This is a genomic window from Nostoc sp. ChiSLP03a, from assembly GCF_034531215.2.
Classification (GTDB): domain Bacteria; phylum Cyanobacteriota; class Cyanobacteriia; order Cyanobacteriales; family Nostocaceae; genus Nostoc.
On the sequence record NZ_JAVRBQ020000027.1, the window covers coordinates 88296 to 102410 of the forward strand.

Sequence of the window (14115 nt, forward strand, 5' to 3'; positions counted from 1 at the left end):
GAAAATCAAAAAACAAAATTTAGGCTAAATAAGCCGCTTCGATGTGTGCTAATGTCCCTGGAACGCCAAAACAGATTTTGTGCATTAGGTGTTCGCGGGACAATGCTGCTTGGAGAGCTTGACGCCGGGGTAATGACAAAGTGTCTTTTACCATCTCCAAAACATGTCTGGGTTTTTCGGCAATTCTCCGTGCCATATCCAAGGCTAAAGTCATAACTTCCTCAGCTGGAACTATGTAGTTAAATAAACCTCGTCCCTTGAGTTCTTTGCCTTTGTAGAGCTTGGCACTGAGGAGCATCTCGCTAGCAAAGTGATGTCCAACCATTGCAGGTAAGACAGACAAGATACCCATTCCGGGGGTAAATCCCAAATCTGTAAAATTAACTCCGTACCGACTGTTTTCGGATGCGATCGCCAGATCGCAGTAGAGTGCTAACGCTATGCCACCTCCCACAGCATGACCCTGCAAAGCTGCAATAATTGGTACGGGAAAGCTGAGTAGTTGGTTGGGCAGTGATAAATCTTTGACATCTGCATTGCCACTCACAACTTGTTTGATGGTGTCCAAACTTGCTCCCGCGCAGAAGACATCCGATCGCCCACTCAAAATCAAGACTTTCAGGCTCGGTTCTGTCGCTAGATCGGTCAGGGTTGTCATTAATTCATCGCATAGTTCTTCGCTCAAACGATTTTCGTTTTCAGGGTCATCGATTTGCAGTTGGAAGATACCGTCTTCTAGATTAGCGAGCAAAACTTTAGACATGGGTTTTTCCCCTGTACTTTTGAAACCAAGGTGGCGAGAATCCCTCGGTGAAACTTTGAATTCCTTCTAAGACCTCCGGTTGTGCTAACCATGAAACAAGTTGATTCAGGGCAATATTAATTTGTCGCTGTAAATCTGACCCATAGAGTTGTTCAAAATATTGTTTACTGGCAGCGATCGCTTCGGGAGAAGAACGAAATAGTCGTTGTAATTGTCGGTTCAAGGTGGTAGCCATGCCTTCAGTTGCAACTTCATCCACTAACCCAAATGCCTTGGCTTCTAGGCTGTCAATTCCCCGACTGCTGAGGGTTAAATAATTGAGCTGTGCTATGGTCAGACGACGCAGTAAGAAGGGTGCAATCAGAGCCGGAATCATGCCAATGATGACTTCTGGCAACATAAATATTACGTTCTCGTTGGCAATGACGAGATCGCAAGCCGCAACTAAGCCTAGTCCTCCACCTGTAACATTACCTTCAACACAGGCGATTACGGGTAAGTGAGAATGGCAAATCAGTTGCAGACAATTTATAAAGGCTTGAAACATTTCTATTTGAGGTCTTCCTCCCTGCTGTAATATCCATTCCAAATCAAGTCCTTTGCAGAAGTCAGTTCCCTCAGCCCGAAGCACAATCGCCCGACAAGATGAATCAGCGATCGCAGCTTGTAATGCTTGACTAAGTCGATCAATTAAAGATGGATTGAGTGTATTACCTGTTTGGGGCTGCACCAAGGCAATCTGGGCAACTCCTGAATCGATTTTATATCGGACGGCCTCTACTATTAACTCCATTTATATTGCCTATAGTAATTTTCAACATTGCTTAACACAAGTAAACCTTGACCTCGATAGCGTTTTTCATAGCGTTCATCTAAATAGTTTTCTAAGTTAAAGTCCCGGCGATCGCTATATTTTTCACGGGTCAATTCACTAGCTTCATAATCTGCAACGGATAAACGAAGTCGCTGATTGAGGTGTTCGTCAATGTTGAGCGATCGGACAATTTCAGTTGCAGCCTTTCCAATGGTGGCGCTGTAGAATTCTGCTTGGCAGCCACCACCATAAGCAAACAAAGAAATGCGATCGCCCGGATTAAGATCCTTGGCATAATTCAAAAGACTTAACAAACAAATAAAATTGGAACCTCCATAGGAACTACCAATTTGTTGAGCAAAATGTATACTCTCTGCAACTTTTGATTGAAAACTTAACTTAGCAGCCGCTTTGCCTACCGCCTCAAATCGGTTGAGTATGGTGCGATGTGCCTGAAACGTCATTGCTGGAAAGGGTGCATGATAAATATGTTTTTGGAAATCGGCATCATAGTCTACAGAACCCACGATTTGCTCGTAGTGACTGAATGCTCCCTCCAAAGCATCTAAATAAGAGTAAAGACTCGTTTCACTTTTGATCACTTCGGTGTTAAAAGTGGGGCGCAGATAGTCAGAAATCTCCTTTGTCCAGTAACCCGCCTTATCCAGTTCAATTTCGAGAATTTGGGGATTGGCGCTAACGAGCATCGCTACTGCACCACCTCCGCAGATAAACTCCTGGTCGGTATTGAGTGTCACGCTGCTGAAGTCCGTGTTAATTACCAATGCCTTTTTCCCAGGTCTCGCCCCTGAAGCTACCCAGGAAGCGGCCATTTTGAATGCCGCAGTGCCACCGTAACAAGCATGTTTCACCTCGAAGTTACGGCAATTAGGAGACAAATTACAAAACCGATGTACCCAGGTAGACAGGGATTTGCCACAATCAACCGCAGATTCGGTACCCACAATTAGTAGTTCAATGTCTTGGAAGTCTTGAGGTGATAAGAGTTGTTTGGCTGCATTCACCGCCAGAGTAATCGCATCTTCATAGACCGGATAAACCGATCGCGTTTTGCACATTAAACTATCGGCAATGTGCTGGAAGTTTTTACCACGCGCTTCGGCAAGATCGGCAATATCTAGATAGAACTGCCCTGAGTACAGATTGAGTTTCTCGATTCCTATAGGCATAGAATGTTGGCTAATTACTGACTGGGAACAGTGGGGTATTTTTTATTTGGAAGTTTTTCAAAGAGAGTCAATCAATTTTGGATTTTGGATTTGGGATTTGGGATTGAGGAATTTTTAATCTAAAATCTAAAATTGAAGCGGGGCGGGGCATGAACCAAAAAATCTAAAATCTAAAATCTAAAATCTAAAATTCATTGTCAATCCAACAGCGTTGGCGCTGGAAAGGATAAGTGGGCAGGGCAACTCTTTGTCTGGGAGAATCTCGATGAAATTCTGACCAATTAATGTTTATACCCTTCTCGTATAAAGTAGCTAAGGTGTCGAGCAGCGATCGCCAGTCATCATGCCCTTGTCTTAAAGAAGACAAGCAAGTAGCAGTGTTTTTAGGTAGACAGCGCTTACCCATACTTGCTAGGGTATCTGTTGGGCCAATTTCCAAGAAAATATTATACCCTGCTTCTGCTAAAGTCTGGATACCTCGATCGAAACGCACGGGCGATCGCAGTTGGGAGCGCCAGTAGTTAGCATCTAGTACCCCTGCCTCGAATTCTCCCGAATGATGAGAGATAAAGGGTAGACAAGGGGGATGAAACTGCATTTTCCTCAAAGTCTGCTCAAAGGCATTTTGGATGGGGTCTACTAAGGGTGAGTGAAACGCGTGGGCAACATTCAACTCGCGAGTCATAATGAAATCCGATTCCAGACGGGCGATCGCTGCTGCAACCGCTTGTCTATCGCCCGCAATCACAGTTTGCGTAGGGCCGTTAAAGGCAGCAATGGCAACAGCATCCTGGTACGATGCGATCGCCTCTTCTACAATCTCCTTAGCTGCAAACACCGCCACCATTTGCCCTTCTCTAGCTTGCGTTGCCATTAGTCGTCCCGGTTCCGCACTCAAGTACAGCCCTTCCTCCAAGCTAAATACACCTGTCACGCAAGCTGCTACATACTCTCCGACGCTATGACCCATCACCGCATCGGGTTCAATGCCCCATGACTGCCACAATTTCACTAAGGCATACTCTAAGGCAAATAGAGCAGGTTGGGCGTAGGCAGTTTCATCTAGAAGATGAGGCGTTGAGTTTCTTTCCCTTTCCCCTAATGGATACAATACTTCCAGCAGTGGCCGATCCAAATAAGAGCGTAAGATGCGATCGCAATCGTCTAAGGCAGCACGGAAAATAGGTTGGCTGTTGTAAAGTTCCCATCCCATACCAACGTATTGCGAACCCTGTCCAGCGAACAGAAATGCAATCTTCGGGCGAGGCTGTAGCTGTCCTGTCGTCTGTTTACTCGTGGCGAATGTCCTCAGTTGGGAGATTAAATGAGGTAAATCGCCTGATGAAATGATGGCATGACGATGATTAAAATGCGATCGACCGATATTAGTTGTGAAACAGATATCAGGAATCGATTGAGCAGCATAGTTTTCTAAACTATCTGCATAACAACTTGCAAGTTCCCATAACGCTGTCTCAGTTTTTGCCGAAAGCGTCAACAGCGATTTGATATGCTCCCCTGCCCCTCCTGCTTCCCCTGCTCCCCTGCCCTCCTCTGCTGCTTCCAGTACTACATGAGCATTAGTACCGCCAAAACCAAAAGAATTAACGCCAGCAAACCGAGGCTTGATATCTATCGGACGATCGATTGTAGGAATCAAGAATGGTGTTGACTTGATGTCAATATGGGGATTGATGGTTTTGAAATGGGGATGAGGAGGAATTTCTCCGTGTTGCAAACAGAGAACAGTTTTGATGAATGCGGCAATCCCACCAGCAGCTTCTAGGTTGCCAATATTAGTTTTTACAGAACCTAGTCCGCAGGGCTGGTCGAGGTTTCGTCCCTGTCCTAGTACCCCCAAGATTGCTTGTAGCTCGATGGCATCCCCCATTGGAGTACCCGTACCATGTGCCTCAACATAGTCAATTTCATGGGGTGCCACCTTCGCATTTGCCAATGCTTGCCGAATCACTGCTTGTTGAGCCAACCCATTTGGCGCAGTTAGGCCAACGCTGCGGCCGTTATGATTTACGGCGGTTCCCCGCAGTAAGGCTAAAATGCGATCGCCATCTTTGACTGCATCTGAAAAACGCTTCAGGATAACTACCCCACATCCTTCTCCTCGGACGTAGCCATCGGCTGTAGCATCAAAGCTTTTGCAACGTCCATCAGATGACATCATACCAGCCTGGGAAAAGGTAATATTCACCTCCGGTAACAACATAATATTCACACCGCCCACCAATGCCAGATTTGACTCTTGATGCCGCAGACATTGGCAAGCGGTATGAATGGCAACCAGGGACGACGAACAAGCAGTGTCAATTGTCACACTAGGGCCTCGGACATCCAAAAAGTAAGACAGGCGATTTGCCGCCATACTGTTGGCAATCCCGGTGCCGGCTCTCGTGGGAATTGCGGTCATGGCTTTGTAATAATCACAAGTGGCAATTCCCACAAATACGCCAGTCTGAGAACCAGCCAGTTGTAAGGGGTCGTATCCAGCGTTTTCTAATGCCTCCCAACTGACTTCTAATAGGAGTCGTTGTTGGGGGTCAATGGTAGCTGCTTCGCTCGTGGAAATTCCGAAAAAGCCGGGATCGAATTGATTGATGCTTGCTAAAAAGCCACCCCAACGAGTGTTAGTTTTGTCATAACTACTTAAATCGGGATCGTAGTAAGCATCTACATCCCAGCGATCGCTAGGGACTTCGGCGATCGCATCACCACCATTTTTGCACAACAGCCATAACTGCTCTGGAGAGTTAACTCCTCCAGGAAAACGGCAACCAATACCGATGACTGCAATCGGTTCAGTTGCAGCATCTTCGAGGGTATCGAGCTTTGCTTGTAAGGCTGATAGCTCCAGTAATGCGTTCTGCATCAATTGCCCATAATCTCTGGTTTCGGAAGGACGACTCATAGCAGTTTTCCCTCTCTGATTGATGCTAGTTTTGCAGCCAGCAAATCTGCAATTTCGTCAAGCGATTGGTCGGGCGATGACAATTTCACTCTCTTTTCTAATGATTCTTGCAGTGAGGCTTGTTGTTCTAAACTCTCTGAGTTAGAGGCTGATTCTTGTGGTTCTAAGAGCGACAACACTTGCGTTTCCAGATAATTCGCCAACGCTGCCACCGTCGGATAATCAAATAGTGTAGTTGGGGAAAGCGAACAGCCTAAACTATTTTGCAATTGGTCTTTCAACTCCGTAGCAGTTAATGAATCCATCCCTAATTCAAAGAATCCTTGCTGCAAACCGATGGACTGGGGTTGCTTTAAGCCTAAAACTTTGGCTACTAGTGAGCGGACATGAGTAATTAATTCCTCCTGTCGCACTCGTAGAGGCTTGGCTATTAGCGATTGGAGAAATATTGATTGTGGGGTGTTGATGGTGGTAGCAATGGGCGATGGAAGATGATTGTGGTTAACTGGGTTATCGGTGCTGATGCTCTGAGCCAAGATGACAACCTGTTGGAATGAATCGCCGATCGCCTCGCAATCAGGTGCCAGATGCACAGCCTCTTGAAACCCAGAATCAGACAATAATTCCAGCCAGTCGGTTACTGTTAACAAAGGGTAGAATGGTCGCAGATCGTAGTCTGAGAATTTCCACCACCCTGGCGTTAATCCAAAGACCAAATCTAACCAGCGTCGGGGACTTGTTCCCTCCAGCAACACTAACAATCCTCCTGGTGCTAACAGGCTGCGAACATGACGTAAGGTTTGCTGTAAATCCTCAGTTGCGTGCAGGACATTTGCTGCCACAATGATGTCGTATTGATGGTTAGTAAATCCCTGAGATTGGGGGTCTTGTTCGATGTCTAAGGACTGATAGCGGATAAATGGGTAATCCCGAAATTTCTCTTGAGCCTTGGCAGTGAACCACGTTCCTAAGTCTGTGAACACATATTCAGTTCGATCTGCTGGGAGATGAGGTAGAAGGTAAGCAGTTGTTCCGCCGGTTCCGGCTCCAATTTCCAAAATGCTGACTGTATCACTAGAAATCGCGGTTGAGATTGCCTTTTGGACTAGTGCGTTCATCACCTTTGCGCCAGGGGAATCCTGGTAAAGCTGGGTTAATGCTGTCAAATCGCTTTGAGGAAATAGCAACTCCAGTGGGCGAGTTTCACCTTGGAGTACTTGAGCCAGGTGCGAACCACAACGTTCTAGCAGTGTTAGTTCTGCATTTGCTTGGGGATATTGCGATCGCAAATTATCCAGTTGCGCTTCTGGTGTCGGTAACTCTAGTATTCGAGTTACTTCCCACTGATTACCAATTCGCTGAAGAATTCCTTCTTCAACCAGCATTTCCAACAGGCGCAGTGCGAGTTTCTGATGTTGCTCGATGACTCCTAGTTTGGTAAGTTGGGGGATAGAATAGCGATCGCCTAGCTGCAAATTCCACCCCATCTGCCGGAATGCCGCCACCACGTAAAGGATACTCAGTAATTCCAAAGTACTTAGAGCTTCCCCATAGTGTTTGAGACTGAGTTGGGCTGTCAATTCAGCCAACTGGGGCACGAGCAAACGCTTGATTTCTGCTGGCGAACAGAGCGATTCTCTAGCAGTCACGCTACTAGATGCAGTTTCCATCCAGAAACGCGATCGCTCAAAGGGATAATTGGGCAACACTACCCGACGATGTTGAGAGCCATGATGGAAGCCTACCCAATCGACTGATATTCCAGACTCGTACAAAGTTGCCAAACTACACAACATCTGCTGTGAATTTGATTCCTTTTTGAGGCTGGGAAGCCAGACATAATCGTTACTCAGTAAGCACTGGCGACCCATTCCCAATAAAATCGGTTGCGGCCCTACTTCCAAATACGCTAAGGCTCCTAATTCTGCTAGAGTTGCCATTCCATCAGCAAACCGGACTGGCTGCATCACATGTTTTACCCAATATTCAGGTGTGGCGATCTCTGCTTTTGCCAGTTGACCTGTGAGATTAGAAATAAAGCGAATATCGGGGTTTGGCAGACAGTAGTTTACTTGCTGGACAATTTGCTCAAACTCCGCCAACATCGGTTGCATCAACGGCGAATGAAAAGCATGGGAAACCTCAAGTGGTTTTGTCTTGATTCCCTTTGCTTCTAACCTAGCCACAGCCGATGTCATAGATTCAGATCCACCTGAGACGATCAGATGTGCGCCGTTCATTGCGGCGATCGCCAAATCTGAATACTCATCGATGATGCTCGATACTTCTTGCGACTGGGCAAAAACCGCTACCATTGCTCCCACAGACGGTAATGCTTGCATCAATCTCCCTCGTGCGGCAATCAACTTTAGTCCATCTTCTAGACTAAAAACTCCTGCTATACAGGCAGCAACATACTCGCCGATACTGTGTCCCATCACCACACTCGGTTTGATTCCCCAGGACTGCCATAGCTGAGACAATGCATATTCCAATGCAAATAAAGCAGGTTGAGTATAAGCAGTTTCATTAATAGAGGCTTGAGTTGGGTTGTCTAACTCACTACTTGGATATAGAACCTCTAACAAAGGTTGATTTAAGTATGGCTGTAAGATTTCAGCACAGCGTTCTATAGCTTGCCGAAAAACAAGTTGCGTGTTGTAAAGTTCCTGCCCCATACCGATATATTGCGAACCTTGGCCAGTGAACAGAAAAGCAACTCCCTGACAACGATCGCCTGTTCTAGAAGGTGGTGAATTATAAATGAACGCTGCTAGTTCCTCGCAAAATTCCTCAGACGATTCTGCAACCAGAGCTAGTCGATGGTGAAAATGCGATCGCCCGACATTGCTCGTATAACAAATATCCCCTAGAGATACTTCTGAATTAAACTCCAAAAACGCCACATACCGCCGAGCTAATTCCCGTAACGCTATCTCACTTTTTGCGGAAAGCGTCAACAGGGATTTTGGATTGTCATCAGCATCATCCAATCTAAAATCTAAAATCGGCAATCTCAAATCGGAGGGTGCTTCCTCCAAAACAACATGGGCATTCGTACCGCCGAAGCCAAAGGAACTTACTCCTGCAAAACGTTGCTCGCCAACACCAGACCACTTCTGAGTCTCGCGGGGAATTGAAAAAGGCGTGTCTTGGATGATAATCTTCGGATTTAACTGCTGGAGATGAAGCGTACCGGGAATCTCTTGATGTTGCAAAGCCAGTACAACTTTAATTAACCCTGCAATTCCGGCTGCTGATTCTAAATGACCGATATTAGTCTTCACCGAACCGATCGCACAAGGTTGGTTTGGGGAACGACCTGACATCAGCACTGATTGCAAGGAATTAACTTCAATCGGATCGCCCAAGGCTGTACCTGTCCCATGAGCTTCCACATAGCTAATGGCTGCGGGTACGACTCCAGCATTCACAAGCGCCTGATGGATAACGCCTTGTTGGGCAATTCCTCTAGGAGCAGTCAGCCCATTGCTGTGACCATCCTGATTGACTGCCGAGCCGCGAATCAGCGCCAAGATATTATCCCCATCTTCGATCGCATCAGTTAAACGCTTCAGCATTACGATTCCACAACCTTCTCCCCGGACATAACCATCTGCATCTGCATCAAAGGTTTTACAGCGACCATCCCCCGACATGAATCTTGCTTGGGAGAGGGCGATTGTCATTTGGGGGGTGAGAATTAAATTCACACCACCTGCCAAAGCCAAGTCACATTCCCCTAACCGTAAACTCTGACAAGCCTGGTGAACTGCAACCAGAGATGAAGAACAGGCAGTATCGACTGCCCAACTGGGCCCGTGCCAATCGAACTGATAGGATAGGCGGTTAGCAGCAATGCTCAGAGCGTTGCCTGTGCTGGCATAGACATCAATATCAGACAATCGATCGAACTGGAAGCGAGCATAGTCATTGGTACTGATGCCGATAAATACACCACTGTTGCTGCCTGTCAAGCGATCGCTTGCTAATCCAGCATTTTCTAAAGCCTGCCAACTCACTTCTAGTAACAGCCTTTGCTGCGGGTCCATCCGCTCGGCTTCACGAGGAGAAATGCCAAAAAATTGGGGGTCGAATTGGTCAACTTGCTTGATAAATCCACCCCAACGAGTACTCATTTTCCCTGGTTGGGCGGGGATGGGGTTATAGAAAAGATGAGAATCCCAACGATTGACGGGAATTTGGTCGATGGCACTTTTACCATTTCGTAGTAATTGCCAAAAGGCTTCTGGGTTATTAGCTCCGGGAAAGCGGCAATCAAGACCAATAATCGCGATCGCCTCCACAGATTTAAGATTGCATCTAGGTTCTGGAGATTCTCGCCGTTGGGATAAAGTTTCTGTGAGATAGGCTGATAGAGTGGCGATCGTTGGGTAATCGTAAGCCAAAGTAGGCAACAACTGACAACCTAACCAATCCTCTAAATCTGCCGACAGGCTGACTGCGGCAATAGAATCTAATCCGTAATAAGCAAACGATTCACGCGGATCTATAGATTGGGGTGCAATGTTTTGTCGTTGAGCAATCTTATTTACCAACCAATCTTGAATTTCCGCCGCTCCCTTTTCTCCAGACTTGCGACTTCTCAACTCCCCCTGCTCCTCTGCTCCCCCTGCCTCCCCTGCTTCCCCTGCTCCCCCTGCTCCCCCTGCTCCCCTGCTCCCCTGCTCCCCTGCCTTCCTCCACAGTCCCACCACTTCCAAAGTCTCCGCCAAAAATCCTGCACGGGTGGCGTAGCGCTGAATCTTCCCACTGGAAGTCTTGGGGATACTGGCTGGCTTCAACAGCAAGACGGCATGAACTTCTAACTCGTGCTGTGTTGTGACTGCTTGTCGGATGCAGCCAATTACCTTACTTGCATCAAGCTTCCGCACAGCAGTTCGCTCGACTTCACAGGCCACAACGAGTTGTTCTTCACCGTCTACCTCGATAGTAAATGCGGCTACTCCCTGCGTTCCCAAAGCCGAATGACTATTTGTAACTGTGAGTTCAATGTCTTGAGGATAATGATTGTGTCCTCGAATAATAATTAAATCCTTGAGTCTTCCGGTTATAAATAGTTCGCCGTCTTGTAAAAAGCCTAAATCTCCTGTGCGGAGAAACGGCCCTTCCCCTGTATCTGCTAAATAAGCTGCAAATGTATGTTTTGTTTCCTCATATCGCTGCCAATAGCCTTGGGTGATACTCGCTCCCGCTACCCAAATCTCGCCGACTTCATCTGGTAAACATCGTCTCAATAATTCAGGATGAGCGATCGCAATTTGGGTATCGCCCTGCTGGCTATTGCCACATCCAACTAAAAGCCGCGTCTTAAAATCCTCTGCTGTTGCCAGCATTACCCGATTTTGTGCCAGTGCGGTTGCCTCTACCTCGATCGTTATTGGCTGAGTTTGTGCCTCTACAGTAGTCACTTTCAGCGTCGCCTCAGCTAGCCCGTATGCTGGACAAAAAGCTGTTTCTTGAAACCCACAAGAAGCAAATGCTTTAGCAAACCGTTGGAGTGTTTCTGCTTTGACTGGCTCGGCACCATTGGAAGCAACTTGCCAAGAACTCAGATTTAGGCTAGCACGTTGTTCTGCGGTAATTTTCCGAAGGCATAGTTCATAGGCAAAGTTGGGTGCGCTGCTATGGGTTGCCTGATAGCGGGAAATAGCTTGCAGCCAGCGAATCGGACGCCCAATAAAGGACACCGGCGCCATGATATAGCAAGGAAAGCCGTAGTACAAAGGTTGGAGTACTCCATAAATTAGCCCCATGTCGTGAAAGAACGGAATCCACGTCACCATCACGCTATTGGGTGTGTGATTCCAACCTCGGTCAATGTAGGCTAAATTGTGCAGCAGATTGCTGTGGCTGACCATCACTCCTTTAGGCATTCCCGTAGAACCAGAGGTGTATTGCAGGAACGCTAAAGTATTTCCATTGATATTAGGTGCTTGCCATTCGCCTGCGTTTGCATCAGAAATTGCATCGCTGGCCAAGACTTTTAGAGATGCTAGTTCTGGATTGTCTGCAAAGTAGTTCTTAACGATTGCCAATAGTGCTGTTGTTGTCAGGATGGCAATTGCTTGGGCATCGGAAACGATCGCACCCAACCTAGCGATCGACTGATTTTGCCGAGGGGGATAGGCAGGAATCGCGATTGTACCAGCATATAAGCAGCCGAAAAAGGCAGTAATAAATTCTAAACCAGGTGGGTAGAGCAGGAGTACGCGATCGCCTGGCTTTGTAAATGTTTGCAAGTAGGTAGCGATCGTCCTTGCCTGTTTATCCAATGCTCCATACGTGAGTTTACTTCCCTCAGATTCACCATCTACCAAAAAGGTATAGCCTAGCGTCTGAGGTTGCCCAATAGCTCTGTAGCGCAATACGTCTACTAGCGTCTGACTAGTATGTTGTTTTTCCATGCACGGCTACTCCTAAAACCTGGAAATTGTTCAGAACGCTAATCTCTGGCAAATTGACAAGCAAAGTCAACATCTGCGAGTAAATAGACCTCTTCTGTTGCAAAAGTCTCTAACACTCCACCCCCAACCCCTCCCCGCTCTTCGGGAGGGGAGACAAAGCGTAGCTTTGGCGGGGTGGGGTTCTTTTTTATTTTTGATTTATGCAAGAGGTCTAATGAAGGTATCGAAGATTTATCAGACTGATGAAGCCATCAGTTTGATAAATCTTGGTGTTCTCCGAAAAATCTTGGTGTTCTCCAAAAAATCTTAGTGTTCTCCGAGAAAATCTTGGTATTCTAAACAATACCAAGATTTCACTCTTCATGCACAAATTTTATAAATTCTCAACTATTTAAGGGATGACTTTTATATCAAAATAACTTAATAGTTACCGCAGGAGAATTGTGGAATTTCTATCTAAATTAGCAGATGCATTCAATTTAGTGAAGCATCGCCGTCCTGAATCTTACCCCAATAATCAAGCGACAGGTCTATTTTATGATCCAACGATCTTATGAAGAGAATGGCATAGCAGAGAATCAACAGCTAATTGAGGAACTGAAGGCCCTGCGGCGAGAGGTAGCTGAATTAAAAACAGAAAAAGCTGCTTTCCAAGCTCAAAAAAAGCTGCTGGAGCATTCAGTAGCAACAATCATCCGCGCTTCACCCGAAGAAGAGATGTTGAAAGCAACTTTACAAGACACGTTAGATGTTTGTAGTCAGCTTACTGGTGCCCAAAAAGGCAGTCTGTTTTTACTCGATCGCCAGGGTGCTGTCACCGATAGTATCCTCACGCAAAGGGAGACAGCACTGAAGGAACGCGATCGCCTGATTGGTTGTGTTTTAGCACAGGGGCTTGCTGGTTGGGTATACAGACAGCGTCAGATAGGGTTGATTGTAGACACTGAAACCGACGATCGTTGGTTGCAGTTGCCCAATCAGCCTTACACTGTACGTTCAGCATTAGCTGTTCCCATTCTCAGGAATGAAGAGGTGTTAGGTATTCTTACCTTACTACACCCAGAACCGGGGCACTTTAGCCCAGAAATTGCCCATCTGATGCAGCTCACTGCTGACCAAATCGCTATAGTTTTAGAAAATGCCCAGCTCTATGGGAAAATTGAAACTTATTCCAAAGCGCTCAACTACGAATTAGAAAAAGGGCGGCAAATCCAGAGAGATTTTCTACCCAACGAAATCCCACAGCTACCTAATTTAGAGATTGCCACGTTTTTCTCTCCTGCGCGTCAAGTTGCTGGCGACTTCTACGACGTTTTTATGCTACCTGGCGACTACTTGGGGCTAGTTATTGCTGATGTCGCCGACAAAGGTGTAGGCGCTGCCTTATTTATGGCTTTGTTCCGAAGCTTAATCCGTATTTTTTCGGGACAAATTAGTTTAGGCGGACTCTCTATTATTGCCAATGAGGCGGAATTATCGATTTTGCTTGAGTCAGAGATGGCAACCAATTTATACCAAATTAACCCCCTGAAAGCAGTAGCGCTCACGAATAACTATATCGCCCAGCAGCACGCCCAGATGAGTATGTTTGCTACGCTGTTTTTTGGCGTGTTAGATCCAGCAACTGGCATTCTTACATACATCAATGGTGGACACGAAACTCTGTTTGTTGTCGGTGAGACTGGTATCAAAGCCAGTCTCAACTCAACCGGGCCAGCAGTAGGGATGATGCCTAATATGAAATTTAAAATTCAACAAGTACAGTTGGAACCAGGCGATATCTTAATTGGCTATACCGATGGAGTAACTGAGGCACGTAGTCCCAGCGGTAAGTTTTTTACTGAAAAGCGACTGCGATCGCTCCTAGATCGATCTGCACTTTTGCCATCTCCCCTGCTAGAGAGCATTACAACTGATTTGTTCGCTCATATCAGCAACGCACCTCAGTATGATGACATCACAATGCTGATTGTGCAGAGAAAGGCATCAGACTAAAG

At 46.5% G+C, this 14115-nt stretch carries 6 protein-coding genes; 1 reads left to right on the forward strand and 5 read right to left on the reverse strand.

Annotated features, from left to right (window positions below; translation table 11 throughout):
- Positions 1–19: 19 nt before the first annotated feature.
- From RMY32_RS03475 to RMY32_RS03495, 5 genes are all read right to left on the reverse strand, one after another.
- Positions 20–763, reverse strand: a complete 744-nt coding sequence (locus tag RMY32_RS03475; protein WP_322712346.1) for a polyketide synthase — start codon at positions 761–763, stop codon at positions 20–22.
- Positions 756–1556, reverse strand: a complete 801-nt coding sequence (locus tag RMY32_RS03480) for an enoyl-CoA hydratase/isomerase family protein (RefSeq protein ID WP_322712348.1) — start codon at positions 1554–1556, stop codon at positions 756–758. The genes RMY32_RS03475 and RMY32_RS03480 overlap by 8 nt, the downstream gene beginning before the upstream one ends.
- Positions 1547–2767 carry a hydroxymethylglutaryl-CoA synthase family protein gene (locus tag RMY32_RS03485; RefSeq protein ID WP_322712350.1) on the reverse strand — a complete coding sequence of 407 codons (1221 nt, stop codon included), beginning with the start codon at positions 2765–2767 and terminating at the stop codon, positions 1547–1549. Before RMY32_RS03485 ends, RMY32_RS03480 begins: the two co-directional genes overlap by 10 nt.
- Positions 2768–2951: 184 nt before the next feature.
- Positions 2952–5690 carry a type I polyketide synthase gene (locus RMY32_RS03490; protein ID WP_322712351.1) on the reverse strand — a complete coding sequence of 913 codons (2739 nt, stop codon included), beginning with the start codon at positions 5688–5690 and terminating at the stop codon, positions 2952–2954.
- Entirely contained in the window at positions 5687–12118 is a 6432-nt protein-coding gene (locus tag RMY32_RS03495) for a polyketide synthase (protein ID WP_322712352.1), read from the reverse strand. Before RMY32_RS03495 ends, RMY32_RS03490 begins: the two co-directional genes overlap by 4 nt.
- A 537-nt stretch (positions 12119–12655) precedes the next feature.
- Between RMY32_RS03495 and RMY32_RS03500 the strand changes: the two genes are divergently transcribed.
- A complete protein-coding gene (locus RMY32_RS03500; RefSeq protein WP_322712354.1) occupies positions 12656–14113 on the forward strand; it encodes a GAF domain-containing SpoIIE family protein phosphatase in 1458 nt (485 codons plus the stop codon).
- Positions 14114–14115: the final 2 nt, after the last annotated feature.